Annotated in this window: 20 protein-coding genes and 2 pseudogenes; 5 read left to right on the top strand and 17 right to left on the bottom strand. The window is 72.2% G+C overall.

The window, feature by feature from the left end; translation table 11 throughout:
- Positions 1-3: 3 nt before the first annotated feature.
- The 9 genes and pseudogenes from ACMTAK_RS47740 to speB form a co-directional block, all read right to left on the bottom strand.
- Positions 4-328: pseudogene (locus ACMTAK_RS47740) on the bottom strand (hypothetical protein); the annotation flags it as partial.
- Positions 329-458: 130 nt separating this feature from the next.
- A pseudogene (locus ACMTAK_RS47735) lies at positions 459-1,439 on the bottom strand (extracellular catalytic domain type 1 short-chain-length polyhydroxyalkanoate depolymerase); the annotation flags it as partial.
- A 39-nt stretch (positions 1,440-1,478) separates the two neighbouring features.
- Positions 1,479-2,243 carry an SGNH/GDSL hydrolase family protein gene (locus tag ACMTAK_RS47730; RefSeq protein ID WP_413811961.1) on the bottom strand — a complete coding sequence of 255 codons (765 nt, stop codon included), beginning with the start codon at positions 2,241-2,243 and terminating at the stop codon, positions 1,479-1,481.
- 156 nt (positions 2,244-2,399) lie between these two features.
- Positions 2,400-2,912, bottom strand: a complete 513-nt coding sequence (locus tag ACMTAK_RS47725) for a GNAT family N-acetyltransferase (protein ID WP_413811960.1) — start codon at positions 2,910-2,912, stop codon at positions 2,400-2,402.
- A 93-nt stretch (positions 2,913-3,005) separates the two neighbouring features.
- Entirely contained in the window at positions 3,006-4,454 is a 1,449-nt protein-coding gene (locus ACMTAK_RS47720; RefSeq protein ID WP_413811959.1) for a gamma-aminobutyraldehyde dehydrogenase, read from the bottom strand.
- Positions 4,451-4,903 carry a YybH family protein gene (locus ACMTAK_RS47715; RefSeq protein ID WP_413811958.1) on the bottom strand — a complete coding sequence of 151 codons (453 nt, stop codon included), beginning with the start codon at positions 4,901-4,903 and terminating at the stop codon, positions 4,451-4,453. Before ACMTAK_RS47715 ends, ACMTAK_RS47720 begins: the two co-directional genes overlap by 4 nt.
- A gap of 25 nt (positions 4,904-4,928) precedes the next feature.
- Positions 4,929-5,573, bottom strand: a complete 645-nt coding sequence (locus ACMTAK_RS47710) for a cyclase family protein (RefSeq protein ID WP_413811957.1) — start codon at positions 5,571-5,573, stop codon at positions 4,929-4,931.
- Positions 5,574-5,579: 6 nt separating this feature from the next.
- Entirely contained in the window at positions 5,580-7,121 is a 1,542-nt protein-coding gene (locus ACMTAK_RS47705; protein WP_413811956.1) for a purine-cytosine permease family protein, read from the bottom strand.
- Positions 7,114-8,076, bottom strand: coding sequence for an agmatinase (speB, locus tag ACMTAK_RS47700; protein WP_413811955.1), 963 nt, complete (start codon positions 8,074-8,076; stop codon positions 7,114-7,116). Before speB ends, ACMTAK_RS47705 begins: the two co-directional genes overlap by 8 nt.
- Positions 8,077-8,186: 110 nt before the next feature.
- On the opposite strand from speB, the gene ACMTAK_RS47695 reads away from it, so the two are divergent.
- Positions 8,187-9,647, top strand: a complete 1,461-nt coding sequence (locus tag ACMTAK_RS47695) for a PucR family transcriptional regulator (RefSeq protein WP_413811954.1) — start codon at positions 8,187-8,189, stop codon at positions 9,645-9,647.
- 27 nt (positions 9,648-9,674) lie between these two features.
- On the opposite strand, the gene ACMTAK_RS47690 is transcribed toward ACMTAK_RS47695, so the two are convergent.
- The 5 genes from ACMTAK_RS47690 to ACMTAK_RS47670 form a co-directional block, all read right to left on the bottom strand.
- Positions 9,675-10,481: a class I SAM-dependent methyltransferase gene (locus ACMTAK_RS47690; protein WP_413811953.1), complete on the bottom strand. Its 807-nt coding sequence runs from the start codon at positions 10,479-10,481 to the stop codon at positions 9,675-9,677.
- Positions 10,478-12,082: a PucR family transcriptional regulator gene (locus tag ACMTAK_RS47685; RefSeq protein ID WP_413811952.1), complete on the bottom strand. Its 1,605-nt coding sequence runs from the start codon at positions 12,080-12,082 to the stop codon at positions 10,478-10,480. Before ACMTAK_RS47685 ends, ACMTAK_RS47690 begins: the two co-directional genes overlap by 4 nt.
- A 96-nt stretch (positions 12,083-12,178) precedes the next feature.
- Complete coding sequence (locus ACMTAK_RS47680) at positions 12,179-13,573, bottom strand: NAD(P)/FAD-dependent oxidoreductase (RefSeq protein WP_413811951.1); 1,395 nt, start codon at positions 13,571-13,573, stop codon at positions 12,179-12,181.
- Between the two features lie 72 nt (positions 13,574-13,645).
- A complete protein-coding gene (locus ACMTAK_RS47675; RefSeq protein ID WP_413811950.1) occupies positions 13,646-14,311 on the bottom strand; it encodes an HAD-IA family hydrolase in 666 nt (221 codons plus the stop codon).
- A gap of 40 nt (positions 14,312-14,351) precedes the next feature.
- Complete coding sequence (locus ACMTAK_RS47670) at positions 14,352-15,731, bottom strand: MFS transporter (protein ID WP_413811949.1); 1,380 nt, start codon at positions 15,729-15,731, stop codon at positions 14,352-14,354.
- Between the two features lie 223 nt (positions 15,732-15,954).
- Here ACMTAK_RS47670 and ACMTAK_RS47665 point away from each other — a divergent pair, with 223 nt between their 5' ends.
- Both ACMTAK_RS47665 and ACMTAK_RS47660 read left to right on the top strand, forming a co-directional pair.
- A complete protein-coding gene (locus ACMTAK_RS47665) occupies positions 15,955-16,194 on the top strand; it encodes a hypothetical protein (protein WP_413811948.1) in 240 nt (79 codons plus the stop codon).
- Entirely contained in the window at positions 16,187-17,158 is a 972-nt protein-coding gene (locus ACMTAK_RS47660; RefSeq protein ID WP_413811947.1) for a D-2-hydroxyacid dehydrogenase, read from the top strand. Before ACMTAK_RS47665 ends, ACMTAK_RS47660 begins: the two co-directional genes overlap by 8 nt.
- 40 nt (positions 17,159-17,198) lie before the next feature.
- Here the strand turns inward: ACMTAK_RS47660 and ACMTAK_RS47655 are convergent, their stop codons facing one another.
- Positions 17,199-18,800, bottom strand: a complete 1,602-nt coding sequence (locus ACMTAK_RS47655; RefSeq protein ID WP_413813216.1) for a CocE/NonD family hydrolase — start codon at positions 18,798-18,800, stop codon at positions 17,199-17,201.
- A 218-nt stretch (positions 18,801-19,018) separates the two neighbouring features.
- On the opposite strand from ACMTAK_RS47655, the gene ACMTAK_RS47650 reads away from it, so the two are divergent.
- Positions 19,019-19,741, top strand: coding sequence for a TetR/AcrR family transcriptional regulator C-terminal domain-containing protein (locus tag ACMTAK_RS47650; protein ID WP_413811946.1), 723 nt, complete (start codon positions 19,019-19,021; stop codon positions 19,739-19,741).
- Positions 19,742-19,800: 59 nt separating this feature from the next.
- Here ACMTAK_RS47650 and ACMTAK_RS47645 read toward each other — a convergent pair whose 3' ends face one another.
- Together ACMTAK_RS47645 and ACMTAK_RS47640 are read right to left on the bottom strand one after the other, a co-directional pair.
- Complete coding sequence (locus ACMTAK_RS47645) at positions 19,801-20,259, bottom strand: RrF2 family transcriptional regulator (RefSeq protein ID WP_413811945.1); 459 nt, start codon at positions 20,257-20,259, stop codon at positions 19,801-19,803.
- A 33-nt stretch (positions 20,260-20,292) separates the two neighbouring features.
- Positions 20,293-21,489, bottom strand: coding sequence for an acyl-CoA dehydrogenase family protein (locus ACMTAK_RS47640; protein WP_413811944.1), 1,197 nt, complete (start codon positions 21,487-21,489; stop codon positions 20,293-20,295).
- Positions 21,490-21,643: 154 nt separating this feature from the next.
- On the opposite strand from ACMTAK_RS47640, the gene ACMTAK_RS47635 reads away from it, so the two are divergent.
- A complete protein-coding gene (locus ACMTAK_RS47635) occupies positions 21,644-24,715 on the top strand; it encodes an ATP-binding SpoIIE family protein phosphatase (protein ID WP_413811943.1) in 3,072 nt (1,023 codons plus the stop codon).
- Positions 24,716-24,773 lie beyond the last annotated feature (58 nt).

Raw genomic sequence — 24,773 nt, 5'->3', positions numbered from 1 at the left:
CCGCGCCGGGCGGCGGAAAAGGGCCGTCCTCAGAGCCGCTCCCCGAAGACCGGGGAGTCGGACGGCTCGTCGCGCATACGGCGCAACTCGACCTCGGTCAGCTCGGAGAAGATCCAGCGCAGGGAATCCGGTGTGCAGGCGAGGCCACCGCGGAGCGCGGACTGGTGGTAGCAGGCCCCGTCGGGCAGTTCGGAGCCCATCGCGCGCGGTCCGTGTAGAAACCGTCCCACCATGAGGCGCCATCGGTCGTCCAGCGGTCGGCCTCCGGTGCGAAGAGGCCGTCCAGGAGTCTCAAGACATCGTCCACCGTGCGTATGTCGCGGTCCACGCGCTCCCCTTTCCCGAGGAAGGCCGCCAAGGGGCCGGTTTCGGCGGCCCCGAGGCGCCTTTCCCATCATCGTGTCGGCCGGTTCACCGTGTCGGCTCGTTCTCCGTGTTCTCGGCCCGTCAGCGGGTCATCCGGCGTCCAGGCCGAAGAACGTGATGGCCCGTGCGGCCATTCCGGCGGTCGGGAGGGAGTGTCCGGTGCCCTGAACGCTGATCGCCTCGACGGGGGCCTGGTTGCCCGTGGCGCCGTAGCGGGTGCGGGTCCAGGAGGACTGCGGATGGTCCGTGAAGACGGGGGTCTGGCTCACCCCGAGCACATTGGTCCACTGCTTGATCTCCTCGCCGAAGTTCGGATAGCGCAGGGTGCCGTCCTCGGTGCCGTGCCACAGCTGCATCCTCGGCCTGGCGCCCTGATATCCGGGGTAGGCCCCGCGTGCGAGATCGCCCCACGCCTGCGGCGTCTTGGTGATGGTGCCGTTGGCGCAGGCGGTGTTCCAGCCGGATCCGTCGGTGGTGGCGAAGCAGCCGAAGGGCACGCCCGCGAAGGCCGCGCCCGCCTTGAACACATCCGGGTAGTCGCCCAGCAGGACGTTGGTCATCATGGCGCCCGACGAGGCGCCGGTGACATACACCCGGTTGGGGTCGGCGTTGTGGCGCTGCTGGGCGTAGCGGACCATCGAGACGATGCCCACCGGGTCGCTGCCGCCGTCGTGGCGCAGCGCCTGTGGTGAGGAGACGTCGAAGCAGGCGCCGCTTCTGGTGGCGGAGGGGTAGATGACGATGAAGCCGTACCGGTCGGCCAGGGAGGCGAACTCGGTACCGGAGTAGAACGCGGGCCCCGAGCCCGTGCAGTAGTGCACCGCCACGAGGACGGCGGGCCGTGCCGCGACGTTGTTCGGCACGTACTCGTGCATGCGGAGGTTGCTCGGATTGTTGCCGAAGCCCGTGACCTCGGTGAGCGAGGCGGCCGCCGCGGGTGGCGGTGCCAGCAGGAACAGTGCGGCGAGCAGCGGCAGTACGCCGCCGAGTAACGCCGCGGCCACCGACCTCGGTGTCCTTGGGTGTCGCCTGGGCGTGCGCGCGGTTTCCGCGGAGGCGGGGGTGTGGTTCATATGACGGTCCCTCCTGGGCTGTGACGGTGGAGGGGCGGCTCATGCCGCCCGTGCGGCCGACCCGTTGCCATGCGCCCCGGACCCGGTGGTGGCGAACGAGGGGTTGCCGATGCTGCCCGGCACCGACCGCAGCGCCCGCCACCAGACGTCGGCCATCTTGTCGTAGCCACCGGCGTTGGGATGCACTCCGTCGGCCAGGTCCGCGGGCGTCAATGCGCTGTACATGTCAACCAGATGGACGCGCTTGCCCGTGTTGACCTTGCTCTGCACGATGCCGGGGATCGCCGCGTTGTACGCCCGTACGGTCGAGTCCATGAAGCCCAGCGGGGTGATGGTGGCGACGAAGAGCTCCGCGTTCGGCGCCTGGGCGGTGATGTGGTCGATCAGGGTGGAGAGCCTGGCCGGCGCCCCGGCGGGGTTGCTGCCATAGATGTCGTTGGTCCCGATGTGCAGCAGGATCGTATGCGGGTTCTGGGTGCGCAGCCAGTTCACGACATTGTCGTCGATCTGCTGGATCGTCCAGCCGGAGTGGCCCTCGTGGTCGTGATCCCCCAGGCCGGACGGGCCGTTGAAGAGCGAGCCGACGAAGTCGACTTGGTAGCGGCCCGCCGTGAGCTTCTGCCACAGGCCGACGCGGTAACCGCCCGGGACGTTGAACCCGTCGGTGATCGAGTCGCCCAGCGGCATGACCTTCACCCCGCCGTTGGACTCGGCGTGGGCCGTACCGGCGCCGAGCGGGACGAGAACGGCGAGGAACGCGAGTAAGGGAATCAGGGCGGCGAGCGGATGTCTGGTGCGTGCCATGCGCTTTCCTTTCGGCGGTCCATGAGGTTCGGTCCGTGGGCGCCCGCGGAACGGGTACGGACGCCCTGGTCGTGGAACACGTCACGGGAGCCATGGGAGCGCTCCCATACCGGTGTAGAGCAGCACACCACCACCGTCAAGCCCTCTCGTCCCCAGTCAGGGACGAACGGCGATCTGTCGGCGGAAGCACACCCGGTGCTGCCCGGGTCCGTCGTAATCGCCGTGCACGGGAAGGCCGTTGACCTCACGGTCGCCCTCCTCGAGCATGAACCCCATGGCCCGGTGGAAGGCCACGGACCCGGTGTTCAGTGGCGAGGTGATGGCGTGCACCTCACGGCGACCCGCCTCGGCGGCGCGCCGGAAGAACGCCGTGTAGAGCCTGCGGCCCACGCCCTGCCCGCGCAGCTCGGGCGCCACCCCGACGAAGTGGATATACGCCTCGTGGTCGTTGTCGGCGGCGTGGAAGCCCACCAGGAACGCCTTGATGCCGTCGCCGTCCTCCAGCACCAGGCTGGTGCCGGCGAAGAACTGCAGAAACAGCCTGGGCAGCAGCATGGAAAGCTCACGCGCCTGGCCGGGGGTGCGCGAGTCGCCCCACCACTCCCGCACGCACTCGACGATCGTCCCGTGGTCGGAGACTTGGGCCCGGCGCAGTGTCATCTCGCTCATGGCGCACCAGGCTACGCACGTACGGCACCGGGTGTGTCAGCACCGCGCCGGGTCGGCGGCGCGATGCTGACAGGCCGGAGTGGCGGCGGTTGTTCAGAGGGCCGTCATGACGTGCTTGACGCGGGTGTAGTCCTCGAAGCCGTACGCGGAGAGGTCCTTGCCGTAACCGGACCTCTTGTAGCCGCCGTGCGGCATCTCGGCGGCGAGGATCATATGGGTGTTGATCCAGACACAGCCGAAGTCCAGGGCCTTGGACATCCGCATCGCGCGGGCGTGATCCCTGGTCCACACCGACGAGGCCAGCGCGTACTCCACACCGTTGGCGTACGCGACGGCCTCGGCCTCGTCGCGGAAGGACTGCACGGTGATGACCGGGCCGAAGACCTCGTTCTGGATGATCTCGTCGTCCTGCCCGAGTCCGGAGACCACGGTGGGCGCGTAGAAGAAGCCCTTGTCACCGACCCGGTGGCCACCCGTCTCAACGGTGGCGTGCGCGGGGAGCCGGTCGATGAAGCCGGTGACCTGGGCCAGTTGGCCGGCGTTGTTCAACGGCCCGTACAGCACGTCCTCGTCGTCGATGCCACCGCCGGTCCTGATAGCGGCCGCGGCCTTGGCGAGCGCGCTCACGAACGCGTCGTGGATCGACTCGTGGACGAGGACACGCGTGGCCGCGGTGCAGTCCTGGCCCGCGTTGAAGAATCCGGCGAGCGAGATGCCCTCGACGGCCGCCGCGATATCGGCGTCCTCGAAGACCACCGCCGGGGCCTTGCCGCCCAGTTCGAGGTGGACCCGCTTGATGTCCTTCGCCGCCGACGCGGCGACCTGCATGCCCGCGCGCACCGAGCCGGTGATGGCCGCCATCGCCGGGGTGGGGTGCTCGACCATCAGACGGCCGGTCTCGCGGTCGCCGCACACCACGTTGAAGATGCCGGCCGGGAGGCCCAGCTCCTCGAGGATGTCGCCGATGATGCCCGCGAGCAGCACGGTGGAGGCGGGGGTGGTGTCCGACGGCTTGAGGACGACGGTGTTGCCCGCGGCGAGGGCCGGGGCGAACTTCCACACGCCCATCATCAGCGGGTAGTTCCAGGGCGCGACCTGCGCGCACACCCCGATCGGCTCACGCCGGACGATCGAGGTCAGACCCTCCATGTACTCGCCCGCCGCCCGGCCCTCCAGCAGACGCGCGGCTCCGGCGAAGAACCGGATCTGGTCGACGATCGGGGCGATCTCCTCGGTGAGGGTGAGGGCGCGCGGCTTTCCGGTGTTGCGGCACTCCGCGTCCGCGATCTCCTCCGCCCGCGCCTCGACCGCGTCCGCGATCTTCAGAAGCAGCTTCTGCCGGGTGGACGGGGTGGCGTCGCGCCAGGTGGGGAAGGCCGCCGCGGCGGCGGCCAGCGCGGCGTCGACGTCGGCGGCGCCGGACCGGGGCGAGGTGGCGTACACCTCACCGGTGACGGGGTCGGTGACCTCCAGGCGGCGGCCGTCGGCCGCGTCGGTGTACTCGCCGTCGATGTGGTTGCGCAGTACGAGAAGCTCGCTCATCGTTCCGTTTCCGTGCTCGTGGCCGTCGTCGTAGCCGGGGTCGTCGTGGCCGTGGCCGTCGTCGTGCCGGGCGCTGCCGAGAGGTGTTCGTGCACGGCCAGCCAGTGGCCGCGGGTCTGACGGCGGAAGACGATGGTCTCGCGCTCGCGGGTGGTCTCCACACCGGCCGTGGTGCTCACCGTGGTCTCCACCAGGTGGGTGAACACCGCGCTGTCGCCGAGAAGTTGGACCAGCCGGTCGGTGGAGGCGCAGGAGACGACGCGGAAGTCGTCCTCCGCCACCCAGCGGTCCCACAGGGCCCGGTAGTCCGAGGTGGAGCTGAGGCGTTCGGAGGTGGTGTGGAAGACGAATGTGGCGTCGGGTGCGAACGCCGCGAAGTAGTCGTCGAGGCGGCCTTCGCCGAACGCCGCCACCAGGGCGTCGGCGGCCCGCAGAACCTCGTCGTGCATGGGGTGGTGCTCCTTCGTGGGTGGTTCAGCCGACGCGGGCCACGGCCCGCACCGGGGCGCCGTCGGCGGCGGGGAGCCGCAGCGGCAGCAGGGAGACCTCGATGGGCTCTCCCGCCGTCTGCGCGTCGAGCAGGTGGTCGAGACCGGTGAGGTTCTCGGCGATGACGGCGTGGGCGCCGCACAGGATCCGGTGGGCGGGGAGGTCGTCGGCGGGGGTGGCGTCGACGCTCAGCGCGTCGATGCCGACGGTGCGGATCCCGGCGGCCACGAGGAGTTCGGCGGCCTCCGGGGTGAGATACGGATGGGCGAGGTAGTCGTCGTGCCCCCAGTGCCGCGACCAGCCGGTGGCCACCAGCACGATGGCCCCGGCCCGTAGCCGGCCGTCGAACAGGGACGGTCCGAGCGGTGTCCGGGGCTCCGCGCCACGGGCGTCCACCACCACCGCCCGGCCCCAGAAGCGCTCCAGGGGCAGCCGGTCGAGGGTGGGCAGCGCGTCGTCGATGTGGAACGGGGCGTCGACATGGGTGCCGGACTGCGACCCCATGTCCAGGTGAGTGACGTTCACCCCGTCGGCGGCGACGCTCAGCGCGGGGGCGATGGCCACCCGCGGATCGCCGGGGTAGACCGGCATGCCCGTGACCACGGGTACGGAGAGGTCGATGAGGCGCACGGTGCCTCACGCCCCTTCCGCCACCACGGGCACGGGCGCGCCGGCCTCCGTGGTGATCGGCGGTACGGGCGCGTCCGAGGCGCGGACCAGTCGCGGCCCCTCGGGCCCGTACACCTCGCGCGGCTCGGGGAAGAGCCACAGCAGCGCCAGATAGAGGAGCGAGGCGGTGGCGAGGCCCACCGGGAGCGAGATGTCCGCGCCGTCGGCCAGATCGCCGCACGGCCCGACGAACTGGCCGGGGACGTTGACGAAGAGCAGGGCGAGCACCGCCGCGGTCAGCCAGGCGCCCATGCCACGCCAGTTCCAGCCGTGGTGGAACCAGTAGCGGCCGCCGCGCTGGCGCCGGTTGAACACCTGGAGCGAATCGGGGTCGTACCAGCCGCGCCGGGTCACATAGCCGAGCAGCATGATGATCATCCACGGCGCGGTACAGGTGATGATCAGCGTGGCGAAGGTGGAGATGGACTGGGACAGATTGGCGGCGAACCGGCCGAGGAAGATGAACCCGATCGAGAGCACCCCGACGAACAGCGTGGCCTGCACCCGGCTGAACCGGGTGAACACGCTGGAGAAGTCCAGGCCGGTGCCGTAGAGCGAGGTGGTGCCGGTGGACAGGCCGCCGATGAGCGCGAGCAGGCACACCGGAAGGAAGTACCAGCCGGGCGAGATGGCCAGCAGCCCGCCGACGTAGTTCGGCGCGCCCGCGTCCATGTACGGCGCGGCCTTCTTGGCGATGATCGAGGCGGTGGCCAGGCCGAAGAAGAACGGCAGGATGGTGGCGATCTGCGAGGCGAACGCCGCCGTGACGACCTTGCGGCGCGAGGTGTCGGCGGGGATGTAGCGCGCCCAGTCGCCGAGGAAGGCGCCGAAGGACACCGGGTTGGACAGCACGATCAGCGCCGAGCCGATGAACGCGGGCCAGAACCCGGCCGTGGACACCGAGGGGAACACCCCCTGGTAGCCGGGGTCGAAGTCCCCCACGAAGGCGAAGAAACCGAGGACGAACAGCGTCGAGGCCGCCACCACCGCGATCTTGTTGACGAAGAGCATGAACCGGAAGCCGTACACGCACACCGTCAGCACCAGCGCCCCGAAGACGCCGTAGGCGAGGGCGAACACCCCGTCGTTCTGCTCCACGCCCATCAGCCGGTGGGCGCCGCCGACCAGCGCGTCGCCGGAGGACCACACCGAGATGGAGAAGAACGCGATGGCGGTGAGCAGCGACAGGAACGAGCCGACGATCCGCCCGTGCACTCCCAGGTGTGCCGAGGAGGAGACCGCGTTGTTGGTGCCGTTGCACGGGCCGAACACCGCGAGCGGGGCGAGGATCAGGGAGCCGCCCACCACGCCGAGCAACGTTGCCGCCAGGCCCTGCCAGAAGGAGAGCCCGAAGAGGATCGGAAAGGCGCCGAGTACACAGGTGGCGAAGGTGTTGGCGCCGCCGAACGCGACGCGGAACAGGTCGAAGGGGGTCGCGCTGCGGTCCGCGTCGGGGATGCGCTCGACCCCATAAGCCTCGACCTCGGTCAGTGCCGGGGATTCACTCATCCGTCGTCTCCCGCTTCCCTTGGAGTGCGAGCAGGCTGATCAGGTCGTAGGCGACGTGGGAGGCCGCGACCGAGGTGATCTCGGCGTGGTCGTAGGCGGGCGCCACCTCCACCACATCCGCGCCGATCAGACGGCATCCGGCCAGTCCGCGCAGGATCTCAAGGAGCTCGCGCGAGGTCAGGCCGCCCGCCTCGGGGGTGCCGGTGCCGGGGGCGTGGGCCGGGTCGAGGCAGTCGATGTCGATGGAGATGTACAGCGGCCGGTCGCCGATGCGCTGGCGCAGCTGGTCGGCCACCTCGTCGGCGCCGCGCCGGTAGACATCGGCGGAGGTGACGATGCCGAAGCCCAGCTTCTCGTCCTCGGTGAGGTCCTGCTTGCCGTACAGCGGGCCGCGGGTGCCGACGTGCGAGAGGGCGGATGTGTCGACGATGCCCTCCTCCACGGCCCGGCGGAACGGGGTGCCGTGGGTGTGCTCGGCGCCGAAGTAGGTGTCCCAGGTGTCCAGGTGGGCGTCGAAGTGGAGCACCGCGACCGGGCCGTGCCTCGTTGCGGCGGCGCGCAGCAGCGGAAGCGCGATGGTGTGATCGCCGCCGATGGTGACCAGGCGGGTTCCTTCGGTCTGGAGGCTGCCCGCGGCGTCCTGGATGGTCTCGATGGCCTCGCCGATGTCGAAGGGGTTGACGGCGATGTCACCGGCGTCGGCCACCTGCTGGGTGGCGAACGGGGAAACGTCCAGCCCGGGGTGGTACGGGCGCAGCAGCCGGCTGGCCTCGCGGACCGCGGCGGGCCCGAAGCGGGCGCCGGGGCGGTAGGAGACACCGCCGTCGAACGGGACGCCCACCACCGCCACGTCGGCCCCCGCGACCTCGTCGAGGCGGGGCAGCCTGGCGAAGGTGGCCGGGCCGGCGAAGCGCGGGACCCGGGAGGAGTCGACGGGCCCTCGGGGTTCGGTCATGGTGTCGCAGTCCCTTCTTGACGTGCGCCGGTGGGGTCCGGTCGAGCGAGTCTGCACAGCGGAGGAACCGCGCGACAATCGTTGCTGAGACAAAGAGTTAGGCTCAATTTGTGGTGAACAACAAAGAGCAGGGTGTGACGGTCGGCGATCTGCTGTCGTATCCGGCCCTGCAACTGCGGTTGATCGCGGGTGGCGCGGGGCTGCACCGCTCGGTGTCCTGGGCGCATGTGAGCGAGCTGGACGACCCCACGCCCTGGCTGCTCGGCTCCGAGATGATCATGACGACGGGGATAGCGATGCCCCGCTCGGCGGCCGGGCAGCGCGCCTATCTGGAGCGGCTGGACGACGCCGGGGTGGCCGCCCTGGCGGTCTCCGCCCAGCTGCGGATGCCCCCGCTGCGCCGCGCGTTCTTCGACGCCGCCGAGGAGCGGGGGATGCCGGTCCTGGAGATCCCGCTGGCCGTGCCGTTCATGGCGGTGGCGCAGGAGGTGGCCGCCGCCGTCCAGGAGGACGCCCGCCACCGGCTGGGCGCCCAGTTGCAGGTGTTCGGCGCGCTGCGCTGGCTGACCTCGGAGAACCTGGACACCGCGACGCTGTTCGGCCGGCTGGAGAAGCTGTCCGGCTACGACATCTATCTGTGCACCACCCAGGGCCGGCCGCTGCTTCCCGGTGTGCCCGCGCCCGACGCGTCGGTGATCCCCGGCTCGGCGGACGCCCCGCCGACCATCCCCGGTGGCTTCGCCCTCCCGGTCCCCTCCCCCGGTGGCCCGGCGGGCTTCCTCATCGCCTTCGAACGGGAGGGCGCGCGCCCGGCGGGGCTCGCCGTGGTGCAGCACATCGCCACGGTGGCCGCCCTCCAGCTCGCCATGGTCCGCACCGAGCGGGAGACGCTGCGCCGCGAGGGCGCGGAGATCCTCGCCGAGCTGCTCCAGGGCGCCCTCGAACCCGCGGTGGCGCGCCGCCATCTGCTGCGCCACTCCATCGAGGGCGAGACCGTGCTGGCGGTGGTCAGGGGCGTCACCGAGGATGCCGTACTGCGGGCGCTGGAGGATCAGCCGTGTCTGCTGCTCAAGCGCGGCGAGGACCGCTATCTGCTCGGCTCACCCGACCTGGGCGAGGCGGTCGAGTCCCTGCCGGGTGTGGCCGCCGGGATGAGCCGCCCGTTCAGCCCCGGCTCCCCGCTGCGGATCGCCCAGCGCGAGGCGCTGTGGGCGGCGTCCCACGCCGTCGCCTCCGGCCGCGCGCTCGTGCGGTACGGCGACGATGTCACCGGTCGCTGGCTGCCCGACGACCCGGCCGCGCTCACCGATCTGGTCGAGCATGTGCTGGGCGAGGCGCTGCGCTACGACACCGGCCACGGCTCGCGGCTGCTGACGTCGGTGCGCACCTGGATGGAGCGCGACCGCCGTACGGACGAGGCGGCCGCGGCGCTCCATGTGCACCCCAATACGCTCGCCTACCGGCTGCGCCGCTTCCATGAGCTGACCGGCCGCGATCTGTCCACCACCGGCGCGTTCGCCGAGGTCTGGCTGGCGATCCGGGCGGCGAGCCAACTCGGTCTGCTCGACTGAGCGCGGATTCTCGGGGGCGTTCGGCGCTCAGCGCGGGCGCCGGCCCCAGCAGGTGATGAGCGGGGCGGTGGTGACGTCCATGCCCTCGCCGCGCAGATGGTCCAGATGGTGCTCGATCTCCTGCTCGGTGGCCAGGCCACCCGCCACCAGTTGCCCGCGCAGCTGACGCACGGTGGCCGCCTCCAGCTCCCGGCAGGCCGGGGAGGTCAGCGGGAAGCAGCCCTCGGCGCGTACGGCGTGCAGCCCGGCGCCGCGCAGCAGGGCGGGCAGGGTGCGGCCGAAGGCGAGGTCCACACCGCGCTCGGCGAGCAGCGCGCGGAATCCGCGGCGGATCCGGTTCGCCAGCTCCTCGGCAGGGCCGCGCTCATCGGGGCAGGCCAGGGGCTGGAGCGCCGGGTCGGCGTCCTCCACGACCAGCCATCCGCCCGGCCGCACCGCCCCGGCCATCCGCCGCAGCGCCTCGGCCCGGTCGGGCAGATGCACCAGCACCAGCCGGACGTGGACGAGGTCGAAGTCGCCGCCCGGCGGCTCGTCGCGGGCCACGTCGTGGCGCCGCACCTCGACCGGGCCGGTGGCCGGGCCGGACAGCCGCGTCAGCCAGGAGGTGTCGATGTCGGTCACCAGCACCTGCCCGGTGGGCCCGACCCGCTCGGCGAGGGCGGTGGGCACCGAGGGCCCGCCCGCCCCCACCTCCCAGCAGCGCCACCCGGCGGCCAGGCCGAGCTGGTCGAGGTGGTCCAGGGTCCAGGGGTCGAAGAGCTCGGCCAGCGCGTCGAAACGGCGGCCGGCCTCACGCTGCCGGTTGTCCAGCAGATAGCCGGTCTCGGATGTCATGCGCCCCATCCTCCCGCGCCGGACTCCGTCAGCGTGTCCAGGGCGGTGACGGCGACATGGAGCTGGGTGCGCTGCACACCGGACTCCAGGTCGCGGCCGAGAAGCCGTTCGATGGTGTGCAGCCGCTGGTAGAACGCCTGGCGGGACAGGCCGATCTGTTTGGCGGCGATGGACTTGTTGCCCGCGGCGAGGTAGTGGCGCAGCGTGGTCAGCAGATCGCCCGCATGGCGCTCGTCGTACTCGATCAGCCTGCCCAGCTGGTGCTCGACATACCTCTGCACACGGATGTCGTCACGGAGCGCGTACAGCAGCTCGGGCAGTCCGACGTCGGAGGGCACGTGGAACGGCCGGTGCGGGGTGGTGGGGCCGATGGCGTCCACGACCTCCTCGGCCTCCCGGAACGCCCTCGCCACCTGGTCGATCTCGGTCACTCCCGGTCCGACCGCCACCACCGCCGGCGCGCCCAGTGACTCCTCGGTGAGCCGGCTGACCCGCTCCACCACCGGCTGCCAGGCGCTGGCCCGGGCCAGGGCGAGCAGCACCCCGGTCCGGTCCGGGGAGAGCCGCCCCACCAGGGCCCGGATGCCGGAGCCCTGTAGGGCGCTGGCGAGCCGGTCGTCCAGACCCGTCTCGTCGGCGGTGGCGCCGTGGTGGCCGATGGCGAGGGCGATGAGGCGGTGGCCGACGACCGGTATGCCGAGGGCCTCGACGCGGATGCGTGCCTCGGTGCGGCCGCGGTAGCTCCAGCGCAACAGCTCCAGCAGGGCGCAGGTGTGGGCCTGGCGGTCCCACTGGGTGTGGCCGGTCAGCCGGGCGAGAGTGAGGGCGGTGGCGGCCCGTCCGAGGATCATGGTGTGTTCCGGGTCGGCCGCGGGGGCGGCCGCGTTCGGCACCGCCACCAGCCGCCCCCAGCGCCGGCCGTTGTGCTCGACGGGGGCCACCAGCCAGCCCTCCGGTCCGCTGGCCCGCGTGGTGTCGGGGGTCGGCGTGGCGCGGGAGCGGCGCTGCCACGCCTCCAGGATCTGACCGGCCGTGCCGCCCGCCGTACAGGAGAACACCGCGTGGTGCAGCAGGTTCTCCAGGACCACCGGGCGGCCCATCAGATCGGCGGCGGCGCGCACCAGCTCCTTCGGTTCGGCGTTGCGCAGCGTCAGCCCGGTGAAGATCTCATGCACCTGCTGGGAGCGGCGCAGCAGCTCGCCCTGTGCGTCGAGGATCAGCGCGTGGACGTTCTGGGTCACCTCGATGAAGCGGATGCCACGGGCCAGGACGATCAGCGGCAGGTCCCGGGCCCGGCAGGCGGCCACCAGGTCCGGTGGCGCCTGCTGGTAGCGGCGGCCGAGCTCCACCACGAGCCCCGCGGCGCCGATGTCGGCCAGCTGGTCCACATAGCCGCGCAACCGGCTGGGGTCGTTGGGCTGGGGCATGCCCGTGGTCAGTACGAGCTCACCGCCTTCGAGGAACGAGGCGGGGTCGAGCAGCTCGGTGACGTGCACCCAGCGGACCGCACGGGCCAGCTGCTCCTCACCGGCCATCACACGGGGAAGTCCCGCGACGATGACGGGAAGGCGCAGGACGTCGGCAACCGTGAGCAACGGCATCTGGACGGACTCCCTCCGGATACCGCTCATCATCGCAGAGCCGGGCCGCCGCGCCCAGGGCCGTCGGACCGGGCCCGGGCGCGGCGCCACCCGGCCTCACGGGCGGCGTGCGATGAGGTCGGCGACGGTGGCGATGGGCGAGGTACGGACACGTCCGCCCGCCTCGTGGCGGTCGGCGAGGCGGTAGGCGGTGTACAGGCCGCGCACCCCCAGCCAGCGGAACGGCTCGGGCTCCCAGGTGCCCGGGGCGTGGCCGGTCCACGGCAGCCGGGTGAGCCGGGTGTCGCGGGCCAGGACCAGATCGGTGAGGGTGCGGGCGGCCAGGTTGGTGGAGGTGACTCCGTGTCCGACGTATCCACCGGCCCAGCCGAGCCCGGTGGCCCGGTCCAGGCCGACGGTGGCGGACCAGTCACGGGGCACGGCCAGCACCCCGCACCAGGCGTGGTCCACCCGGGCCCCGGCCGTCTGCGGCAGCATCCGCTCCAGGGTCCGGGTGAGCTGGCCGATCGTGCGCTCGCCGACCCGCCCTTCGTGGTCGGTGCGCGAGCCGAAGCGGTAGGGCACTCCGCGCCCGCCGATCGCGATCCGGTCGTCGGCGGTGCGCTGGGCGTACATATGGCCGTGGGCGGTGTCCCCGAGGGTCTCCCGGCCCTCCCAGCCGATCTCGCGCCAGATCCGGGCGGGCAGCGGTTCGGTGACGATCATGGAGCTGTTCATGGGCAGCCAGGCGCGCCGCAGCCCCTTGAGGGACGCGGTGAACCCCTCGGTGGCCCGGAGCACGACGGGGGCCCGTACGGTGCCGTGCGCGGTGATCGCACGGCCCGGTTCGATGGCGGTGACCGGGGACTTCTCGTGGATGGTGACACCGAGCCGTTCGACGGTGTCGGCGAGGCCGCGGACCAGGGTGGCGGGCTGCAGCCGGGCGCAGTGCGGGGTGAACGCGGCGGCGGTGACCCCGTCGATACGGATGCGCGCCGCGGATTCGGCGGGGGTGAGCAGCACCGACTCGGCCACCCCCCACTCATGGTCCTGTTCGACCTTGTGGCGCAGCCGGGTGGCCTGGGCGGGGGTGCGGGCGACGCGCAGGGTGCCGCCCTTGACGATGCCCGCGTCGATGCCCTCGCGGGCGGCCACGTCGATCACCTCGTCCACCGCCTCGTTCATGGCCCGCTGCCAGTCCAGGACCGCGGGCCTGCCGTAGGCCCCGGCCATCCGGTCGCGGGCGCCGGGGATCAGCCCGGAGGCCCAGCCGCCGTTGCGGCCCGAGGCGCCGAATCCGGCGAACTCGGCCTCCAGGACGGTGATCCGGAGCCCCGGGTCGGCGTGTTTGAGGTAGTACGCGGTCCACAGCCCGGTCAGTCCGGCGCCGACGACGCACACATCCGCGTCGCGGTCGCCGGGCAACGCCGGGCGGAGGGTGGGGAGTTCGGCGAACCAGTGGGCGACGCGGCCGTTGACCGGTGCCGGGCGGCCGGCCGTGGTGGCGGTCATGGATTCCCTTCGCGGCGAAGAGCGGTGGAGTGGGTGGCGGTGGGGTGGATGGCGGTGGGGCCGGGGCGAGGGTCAGACTCCGAGCAGCGGGGGCAGCTCGGACAGGTCCTTGATCTCCTCGTACGGCTGGAAGGCCGCCGAGCCGGGGAAGCCGTAGCGGTTCACCCAGATCCGCCGCATGCCCGGGTACCGCTTGGTCGGCATGATGTCGTACTCCCAGCCCTGGGCGGTGTGGATGATGTCCTCGGGGCCGCGGCCGGTGGCCGTCATGAGGTACTCGAACGCCTGCGGCAGCGGCTTGTAGGCACCGGCCTGCTCGGCGGTGAGCACATGGTCGAAGTCCACGCCCAGCGCCTCGACGGCGTAAGTGATCAGGTCGTCCTCGCTGTTGGAGAGGATCGCGATGTCGTACTCGCCCTTGAGACGGCGCAGCGCGTCGGGGACCTCGCGGAACGGGGTGAACTTCTTGATGGCCTCGATCAGCGCCTCGCCGTCCTCGTCCCGGTACTCCAGGCCGTGCAGCGTCATGACATTGCGCAGGGTGCGGCGGACGACTTCCCGGTAGGGCAGGTACTCGTCCAGGACCCCCTGGAAGCGCATCACATAGGCGTCGTGGTGGAACTGATCGGGGTCGACGCCGAGCTCGGCGAGCCGGTCCTTGACGATCTCGTGGGTGGCGGTGCGGGTGTCGAAGTTGATGAGCGTGCGGTAGCAGTCGAAGGAGACCAGCTTGCGCATGGGCGAGTCCTTTCCGGTGAACGGGGGGTTTGACGGGGTGTCAGGCGCGGCTGCTGGCTTCGGCCAGGCCGAGGTTCTTGGTCTCGGGGGCGAGGACGACGGACACCACCAGGCCGATGAGCGTGATGGCCACCCCGATGGCGAGGGTGCCGCGGACCCCGAGGTCGGCGGTGGCCATCGGGAGCAGGAAGGTGCTGGAGGCGGAGCCCACCCGGCTCATGGCGGTGGCGACGCCGACGCCGGTGGCCCTCAGGTCGGTGGGGAACAGCTCGCTGGGGTAGACGAACTGCAGTCCGCTGCCCGCGGCCTCGAAGAACTGGAAGGCGGCGAAGAGGGCCACCACCAGGGCCGCGTAGTGCAGTGGCAGCACGGTGAGCGCGATCAGGGAGACGTTGACGCACAGGAAGCTGCCGATGAGCAGCGGACGCCTGCCGACGCGGTTGACGACGACCAGCCCCAGGCCCGTTCCGGCGACCGCGAGCGTGGTGATCAGCGCGCTGGCGCCGAAGGTGCCGGTCACCCCGAAGGACTCCAGCATCTGCGGCTGGAAGGACCGCACCGCGAAGGCCGGCGCCACCTGGCAGATCCAGAACAGCGAGCAGAACAGCGCGGGGATCCCGTAGCCACGGCGGAACATCTCGGCGAGGTTGCCGAGCCCGGAGCCGCCACGCCGGTCCTGGCGGACCTCCGCCAGCAGTTCCTCGGCGCTGACCTCCTGGCCGAGGTGGCGGCGTACGACCTCCCTGGCCTCCTCCACCCGTCCCCGCGACGCCAGCCAGCGCGGCGACTCGGGCACGCCGGCCCGCAGGAGCAGGAAGAGCACGGCGGGGACCGCGCCGGAGGCGAGCATCCAGCGCCAGGCGTCGTCGCCGGTGCCCAGCAGCAGCCAGCCGCCCCAGAAGCTGACCCCGTACCCCACCCACCAGGCCAGGACCAGCCCGGACAGGGCGGGGCCGCGCATCCGGCGCGGCACCAGCTCGGTGGTGAGGGCGGAGGCGATCGGGTAGTCGGCGCCGATCGCGATGCCGATGAACAGCCGCAGCACCACCAGCTGCCACGCCTCGGTGACGAAAAACTGCAGCGCGGAGCCGATCACGAACGCGACCAGATTGAGCACATACATCAGATGACGGCCCACCCGGTCGGTGATCGGGCCGAACACCACACCGCCGAGGAAGACACCGACGAGGACGGACGCCGCCACCAGCCCGGTCCACATCGTGTCCAGATCCAGGGCCGGGGTGATCAGGCTGAGCGCCACCCCCATGATGCCGAGCAGATAGCCGTCGCAGAACGGACCGCCCATGGCGACGGCGACCATCCTCCGGTGGAAGGCGGTGACGGGGGCGTTGTCCAGGGTGGCGGCGGAGCCCTCGATGGGCTCTCGGGAGGGATCGCGGGAGGTTCTGGGAAGGGACATGCTTGCATCTCCTGGGGACGAGGAGGGGCGCTGCGGCGCGGGTCGATGCCGGGGCGGTGGCGGGCATCGTGGATCAAGCATTCGGTGGACACGCACGACGGGGTACGCGGTGGGGACGGACGCCTGCGGCGGCGGGCCGGCTGCGGGGCGGGGTACGCCCCGGGGACGGGGATGGGCTCCGGGGAGACGGGGACGGGATGGGCTCCGGGGAGACGGGGACGGGATGGGCTCCGGAGCGACCGGTGGCGCGTTCCGGCTGGCCATCACCCTGGTTCAGCCGTCGGCCACCGTCAACGTCCACCGTGTTCCGTCCCTCGTCATCGGGTGGACACTCTGTCCGTTGTCCACTGCCGTGGTCTCGGCCACGCTGGAGGCGTCCGCCCGTACCCGTCACGCCCGTGGGAGCCCCGTCATGACCGATGCCACCGCCGCGGCCGACTCCGTGGGAGCCGGACGTGGCTGACCGGCTGGTCGTCCTGTACCGGGACCATCTGCCGCCCAATCGGGCGAGGATCGAGTCCCTCGCCGAGACGGTGTACGCCACCGAGGAGGAGCTGCCGCTGTTCCTCCCCGGCGCGGACGCCCTGCTCGCGTGGTGGCCGCTGACCTCCGCGGTGGCCGGCGCCTGGCCGGACGATCCGGCGAAGGCCCCGCGCTGGGTGCATGTGGCCGCGGCGGGGGTGGAGCCGTTCCTCTTCCCCGCGCTGACCGGCAACCCCGAGGTGGTGCTCACCAACGCGCGGGGCGTCTACGACCGGCCCATCGCCGAGTACGTCCTGGGGCTGGTCCTCTCCCTCGCCAAGGACTTCCCAGGCACCTGGGAGCACCAGCGCCGCCGGGAGTGGCGCCCCTCGGACAGCGAGCGCATCGGCAACCGTACGGTCCTGGTCTGGGGCACCGGCTCCATCGGGCGGGCCGTCGCCCGGCTGCTGCGCGCGGTCGGCATGCGGGTCAGTGGCGCGGGCCGCACACCGCGGACCGCCGACCCGGACTTCGGCGTGGTGCACGGCCCGGCGGGCCTGCGCGAGGCGCTGGGCGAGGCGGACTATGTGGTCCTGGCCGCCCCGCTCACCCCCGCCACCCGTGGCATGGTCGACGCGCCCGTACTGGCGGCGATGAAGCGGGGGGCCCGGCTGGTCAACGTCGGGCGTGGCCCGCTGGTCGACGAGCAGGCCCTCGTGGACGCACTGGCCCAGGGCAGGCTGGCCGGGGCGGCGCTGGACGTCTTCACCCATGAGCCGCTGCCAGTGGAATCGCCCCTGTGGGAGATGCCGGGTGTCATCGTCTCCCCGCACACCGCGGGCGAGGTCACGGACTGGCGCGCCGACCTGGGCGAACTCTTCCTCGACAATCTGCTCCGACACCGCGAGGGCCGCCCCCTGCGCAATGTGGTCGACAAGGCCCTCGGCTATGTGGTGGACGGATGAGACGGCCGCTGACGCCCCCCGCGCGCCAGCGACCGTTTCATCATTCGGCGCGGGCCTGAGGCAGCTCCAGCGCCGAACCCCCGTGCACGGTGATGCGCACGGGCGTGAGGGTGGTCGCGTCGAGCGTCGGCTCGCCGCTTCCGGTATTGCGGGCGAACCGCGGGTGGGCGCCACCGCTGATCTGGAGACGGACCCGGTGACCGGGGGCGAAGCGGTGGGCGGTGGAGCTCATCGGCACGGCGACCTCCAGGGGGTGCGCCGGTGTGGTGGGCAGCCGCACCAGGCCGTCGCACACATTGACGGAGCGGCCCTTTTCGTCGACGTCGCAGAGCCGGGCGAAGACATCGGCGTAGCCGGTGTCCGTGGAGACCCGCAGCCGTGCGGTCACCGGACCGAGGACGTCCACGGGCTCGTTCACCGGCTCACCGGTGAACGTCAGCACATCGGGCCGCCCCTCGAGGTCGCCGTTGTCACGGCTCCCCGCGGTGGCCGAGAGCAGTGGTCCCCCGATGGACGGGGTGGGATCGACCGGATCGTAGCGGAAGGCGGCGAGCGGGACGGACGCGTCGGGCGGCTGCCGGATGAGCCGCCCGTCCCCCGCCGGGAACCACTGGCCGACGGCCGGGGACGGCGGCCACTCGGCGAGGTCCCGCCAGTGCCCCTGACCGCCGATGTGCACCCGCACCCTGGCCGGGCGCAGCCCCGAGGGGTCGTCGCACAGATGCGCGCGCAGCCAGGCGAGGCTTTCGGCGAAGACCTCCGGCCAGCCCTTCTGGAGCGCGGAAGCGTGGGTCCAGGGGCCGACGAGCAGGGAGGTGTCGCAGCCGGCCCCGCGCAACCGGCCGTACTGCTCGAAGGTCTGGTCCACCAGCGCGTCATGCCACCCGCTGATCAGACAGGTGGGGACGCGCGAGGTGGCCGCGGCGCCACCGGTGGACGCGCCCTCCCAGAACGGGTCGTCGGCGTCCGGGTGTGACATCACCTCGTCCAGCCAGGGCACTTCACCCCCGAGCCCGCGGACGTGACTGCCGCGCAGCGGGAGCGCCCGGGTCATCTCCGCGAGGTGGCGCCGCAGCCGCAGCGTGGCCCGGAGGAAGGGGCCGAATCCCCGGTGCTGGGAGGTCATCCCGGAGCCGACGAGCAGCGCGTTCTCCAGTTGCAGGGCACCGTCGCGGTGGAACAGGGCGTACGGGTCGTACAGGCCGACCTGCACCACCATCGCCCGCAGCTCCGGCGGCGGGTCCAGGGCGAGCGCCCACTGCACGTAGCCGAGGTAGCTCGGGCCGAGGGTGCCCAGCGCGCCGTTGAACCAGGGCTGGTCCCGCAGCCAGTCCACGGTGGCCCGGCCGTCGGCCGCCTCGTTGCGCCAGAAGTGGAACTCGCCGCCCGAGCCGCCGGTGCCACGGCAGCTCTGGAGCACGACATGGAAGCCCTGCTCGGCGAAGAGCATGCCGTACATGGGTGACCAGGGCACACCCCTGCCGTAGGGCGAGCGCACCAGCAGGGTCGGGAAGTCGCCGTCCGCGCGCGGGAAGTAGTGGTCCGTACGGAGGAGGCTGCCGTCGGCGGCCGGGACCTCGAGATCCGGCTCCCATCCGGCCTCGTACCGCCGTGCCGGAAGGCCGCGCCAGGTCGCCCTCATCATCCGTGCGGACAGCGGTGGCTTGCCCGGGGGCGCGATCCAGGCGGTTCCGGCCCCACCGGCCGTGCCCCCGGACACTCCATCGCGCATGTGTGACGTCATCCCGCGTCCCCCTCCACTAATCCCGTACCACGTACGAGAATAGTAGATGCTTGGATGGATTCCGCAAGTCGGCGTGGCGAGGCGAGTCGCCGCGGCGGGGAAGGAGCGATCAGGTCGTGGTGCGCGGTGACGGGTCAGACGCCGGAGGCGTCGACCCCCAGCAGCTGTGGCTGAACTCCGACCGCCCCCGCAAGGGGCGCAAACCCGCCTTCAGCCGGGCGGCGATCACCGCCGCGGCGGTCGCCCTCGCGGACGCGGAGGGAATCGACGCGGTCACCATGCGGCGGGTGGCCTCGCAGGTCGGCGCCGGGGTCATGTCGCTGTACAGCTACGCCCCCGACAAGGAGACGCTGCTGCAGCTGATGGTCGACCATGTGAGCGGCGAGCTGTCACCGCCGGATCCGCTCACCGGTGACTGGCGTGCCGATCTGAAGGCCATCGCCCATGCCCAGCGGGCCCTGATGCTCCGCCACCCCTGGCTCCCCACCGCGCTGTTCAACCGCCGCTGGTCCCTCGGGCCCAACACCCTGGCCTTCCTGGAACACGCGCTCGCCGCCCTGCGGCCCACCGCGCTGGACGGCGGCGCGAAGCTGGAGGTGTTCAGCCTGATCACGGGTTTCACCGCCAGGCTCGTCGCCGATGAGATCGCCCAGGCCGCGCTCTCCGCCTCGCCCGAGCGGGCCGCCGCCGAAGCCCGCTATCTCACCGCGGTGGCCGCCGACGGCCACCATCCGGAGCTCGCCGAAGCGCTCTCCGCCCCGGCACGCCCGCTCACCCCCGACGCCACGTTCGCCCGGCTGCTGGACCGCATGGTCGACGGTCTGGACGCCGGCTCGTAGGGCGGCTCGCGCGCCGGCGGCCGGGCGTCGCGACGCCGCGGAGATCCGTCAGGAGGGCCCTAGGGGTTGGTCCACGCCTCCGGGTCCTCGGCGAGGCCCAGGACGTCGCCGGGCAGCTTGGCCGCGGCCACCTCAGCGAGGGTCACCTCGCCGAGGATCTTGCGTACGTTGGCCCGTACCGCGATCCACAGCGGCAGCAGCGACTCCGCGGGTCCGCAGTACGACAGCTCGGGCGGGCGCACTCCGCGCACCGACACCAGCGGGCCGTCGACCACCCGGATCACCTCGGCGATGCTGATGGTGTCCGCCGGGCGGGCCAGCCGGTAGCCGCCCTTGCCGCCGCGCTGGCTGGCCACCAGGCCGCCCCGGCGCAGATCGCCCAGGATGCCCTCGAGGAACTTGTGCGGGATGCCCTGCGCACCTGCGATCACCTCGGCCTTGACTGAGGTGCCCTCCCCCGCCACGGCCAGTTCCAATGCCGCCCGCACCGCATAGTCCGCCTTCGCCGAGATCCGCATGCGCCGATTATCCGCCCCTTGAGCGCCGGGCCGTCAGAAGGGCAGGGTGAACGGGGGGTGCTCGCCGTTGAGGAAGTAGTCCCCGACCTCGTGGAGCCGGTGGGCGACGGGGTCGTAGAGGGTATGGGTGCGCGCGTTGCGCCAGAAGCGGTCGAATCCGTAGGCCGAGGAGGCGGAGCGGGCGCCGACGACGTCCAGGGCGCGGGCGGTGGCGTCGTGGGCGGCCCGGGCGGCGGCGGCCTCGGCCGCGGCGGCCAGCACGGTGATCTCGGCGCATTCGTCGTCGGTCAGCTCCTCGCCGCGCGCCAGCCCGCCGTCCAGGGCCTCCAGCGCCTGGTCGGCGAGGGCGGCGGCGGAGAAGGTGGCGACGGTGAGCTCCCCGTAGGTGGTCAGCGCGTACGGATCGCGCGGGGAGGTGTGCGGCCAGGGCGCGTGCACCGCCCTGGTGTACTCGCGGGCCTCGGCGAGCACCCCCTGCGCGATCCCGAGACATATCTGTGCCGAGACCAGCCGGCCGGTCGGCGCGGCCAGCCCGCTGAACGGCGAGAGGGTGTCCTCGTCCCAGGAGAGCGGGCCGAGCACCGCGTCGTCCTCGACCGGCACCCCGTCGAACTCCACGCTGCCGCCGGCCGCCAGCCGCTGCCCGAAGGTGTCCCCGTCGTCGCTGCCGCACACCACACCGGGGTGGGCGGTGTCGACGAGCACGGCCAGCGGTTCACCGGTGTCGGCGTGGGTGGCGCGGACGGCCAGCCGGTCGGCGACCAGCACACCGGTGGCGTACCCCTGGCGTCCGTTCACCAGCCGGCCGTCCCTCCCGGAGGTGAGCGTCAGCCGTGGCTCGCGCGGGGTCAGACCGCCGCCCCAGCACCACTGCCCGGCCGCCGACTCGCGCTCCACCCGGGCGGCGAGATCGGCCCCGCCGAAGAAGCGGGCGCTGAAGGACAGCAGGTAGTGGCAGCCGAGCACCTGGCCGATCGCGCCGTCGGCCGCGGCGATCTTCCGTACGACGGCGCAGGCCGTCGACCAGCCCGCTCCCCCGCCGCCGCGCTCGACGGGGATCAGCAGCGCCAGCAGCCCCGCCTCACGGAGCCGCGCGATCTCGTCGTACGGCGTCTTGCCGGCCTGGTCGCGGACGACCGCGTCCGTGGCGAGGTCGTCCGCCGCCTCGCCGGCGATCTGCAGCCACCATGCGCGGTCGAGTGTTTCGGCCGCCGCGTCCACCACCGTCACGCCCGCTCCCCTCCATCGGCCGGACTTCATCATTCCCTATTTTTCCAGTAGGGAAAATAGGGAACTTGGCGGCGAACGTCCAACGAGTGATGCCCGGCATATGCCAGTGCTACGTTTGTCCGAGAACGCCCTATTCCGTGAGTGAGGTCCTGGGATGGCGGAGTGGCGCGGAACAGACGCGGTGGGGCGCTCCCATTCATGGGGCGATGAACGGCTCTCCCTCCTCTCGGCCGTCGGCACCGCGCTCACCGACCGCGAGGTGATGCAGCACGCCCTGGATCAGGCGGTCTCCGAGCTGGGCGGCCTCGCGGGCCTGGTGCACTGGTCCTGCGGCCCGGCGGGGAGCCGTACGCTGCGCCTGGTCCTCGCCAGCGGGCTGCCGCTCGCCGCCCTCGGCGGCTGGGAGGAGATCCGCCAGGACGAGGCCCCGCTCGCCCCCGCGCGCGCCGTGCGGGACGGCCGCTTCGTATGGCTGCCTGCGGCCTCCGGCGAGACTGCCGGGGTCGGAGAGACCGCCGTGGTCGCCTCCGGCGAGGCCGCCGGGGTCGGGGGGACCGCCGGGGTCGGCGAGGTCCCCAGCCCCGGGGAGACCGCCCGCGCCGCCGCCGGGAGCCTTCCGGCGGCGACCACGGTGGCCTCCGTTCCGCTGACCGGTCCGGACGGGCCGGTGGGCGCGTTGTCCGTCCTCACCGGCCCACGGGAGCCGACCCCCGAGCAGGCCGCCTTCCTCGAGGCGGTGGGGCGCTGGGCGGAGCGCCGCCTCTCGCGCTCGGGAGTCGGGGTCGGCGACCGCGACGAGTACCCGTGGTGGCACCAGCGGCCGGGCGGCTCGGTGGTCCAGCAGTCCCTGGACTCGGTCAAGGCCGGCTCCTGGGAATGGGGCATCCACACCGGTGAGATGCGCTGGGACCGGGCGGGGCTGACACTTCTCGGCCTCCCCGGCGGCTACCAGCGACGGATCGAGAGCTGGCTCAACCTCATCCACCCCGAGGACATGCCGCGGGTGATGGCCGCCACCGAGAAGTCGCTGCGCGAGCGGAGCGGCTACGAGGCCGAGTACCGGGTCCGCCGCCCGGACGGCACCACCGGCTGGGTGCAGAGCCGTGCCCATCTCGAGCTCGACGAGAACGGCGAGCCGGTCCGCATGCTCGGGAAGGTCTGGGACACCACCGAGAGCCGGATGGCGCGGGAGTCGGTGGGGCAGGCGCTGCGGTACATGAGCGACGCGTTCTTCGCGGTGAACCGGGACTGGCGGATCACCTTCCTCAATGTCGAGGCCGAGCGCCTGGTCGGCCCGGCCGGAGAGGTGCTCGGCCGGCCGCTCTGGGAGGGCCCCGCGGGCACGGTCCCCGAGCTGGAGGACCGCTGCCGCCGCGCCGCCGCCGACGGCAGGCCGACCGGGTTCGACATCCGGTGGCCCACCGACGACCGCTGGTACCACATACGGCTGGTCTCGGTCCCCGATGGGCTGACGGCCTATCTCACCGATGTCACCGAAGGACGCACCGAGGCCGCGCGGCGCGCGGAGGCCGAGCGGATCGGCACCGAACAGGCGACCCGGGTACGAGAGTTGACGAGTGCGCTCGCCGATGCGGTGACCACCCAGGATGTCGTCGAGGTCGTCGCCGAGCATGTCCTGCCGCCGTTCGGCGCATCGGGTCTGCTGATCGAGATTCTGGAGGGCGGCCGATTGCACCTGGGCGGAGCGGTCGGGTATCCGGGCGTCTTCCTCCGCATGGTCGACGGGATCTCGGCATTCGAGGGCTTCCGCCCGCTCAATGATGTACTCGACTCGCGCCTGCCCTACTTCATCTCATCGGTCGAGGAGTACGAGGAGCTCTTCCCCGACCTGGTCGGCAGACCCGCCCTCTCGCAGAAGAAGGCCTGGGCGGTGCTGCCCATGATCGCCTCGGGAGTCGCCATCGGCGTCTGTATCGTCTCCTTCGCCGAGCCCCGGCAGTTCTCCGGCGATGAGCGCACCCTGCTCACCGCCTTCACCGGCATGGTCGCACAGGCGATAGCCCGGGCCCGCCTCTACGACGCGGAGCACGCCCGCGCCCAGGCGCTCCAGCGCGGTCTGCTCCCCCGGGCGCTGCCCACTCCGGCCGCCCTCACCGCCGCCGTCCGCTATCTGCCCGCCAGCAGCGGTACGGATATCGGCGGCGACTGGTACGACGTCATTCCTCTGTCCGCTGAGCGGGTGGCCATCGTCATCGGAGACGTAATGGGCCACGGTCTGGCCGAGGCCGCCACCATGGGGCGGCTGCGCACCGCCGTGCACACGCTCGCCAACCTGGAGCTGCCCCCCGAGGAGGTCCTGGCCCATCTGAACGAGGTCGTCAGCGATCTGGGCGACGACTCCTACGCCACCTGTCTCTACGCGGTATACGACCCCATCACGGGGTACTGCTCCCTCGCCCGCGCAGGTCATCCCCCGCCGCTGATCGTGCGCCCGGACGGAAGCGTGGAGTGCCTGGACCCGACGCCCGATCCACCGCTGGGCGCCGCCGAGCCCCCGTTCGCCACCGTGGATCTCCAGTTGCCCGACGGCAGTCTGCTGGTGCTGTACACCGACGGTCTGGTGGAGTCCGCGGCACGCGACATCGACACCGGCATCGCCGAGTGCACCCAGGTGCTGACCAGCGAGTACGGGCGGCTCCTCACATGTCCTCCGCCCCGTCCGCGCACCAGCGGCCGCAGGGCGGGCGACCGGCACGAGACGGACCACGACCGACTCGACCGGCTCTGCGACCTCCTGGTCGGGGTCATGCTGCCCCCGAAGCTGCTGACCGCCGACGACACCGCCCTGCTGATCGCCCGGCTCCACAGGCTGGTGTCCGGGAACACCGCCGAGTGGCCGCTGCCGGAAGACCCGGTGGCCGCGGGTCTCGCCCGCACCCATGTCCGCGAACAGCTCCGGGCATGGGGGCTCGACGAGCTCATCACAACCACCGAACTGCTGGTCAGCGAGCTCGTCGCCAATGTCGTCCGGCACGCCAGGGGGCCCACCCGGCTCCGGCTGATCCGCGGAGGATCGCTGATCTGCGAGGTCTCGGACGCCAGCGCCACCACCCCCCGGATCCGCCGGGCCGCCGAGACGGACGAGGGAGGGCGGGGGCTCCAGTTGGTCTCCGCGCTCTCGCAGCGCTGGGGGACCCGTTACACCGCCGAGGGCAAGTGCATCTGGACGGAACAGCCCATCGCATGGACCGGCGCACCACCGTAAGGGCCGGCACCGCGCCCTGAGTCCGTCCTACGCGATGTCCGGCGGACCGCGCGGCGGA

Origin of the sequence: Streptomyces lacaronensis, assembly GCF_047337785.1 — a bacterium.
In the GTDB taxonomy this organism is placed as follows: domain Bacteria; phylum Actinomycetota; class Actinomycetes; order Streptomycetales; family Streptomycetaceae; genus Streptomyces; species Streptomyces lycopersici.
Note: the sequence above shows the minus strand (reverse complement) of the source record. Positions and strands in the feature narration are given on the sequence as shown.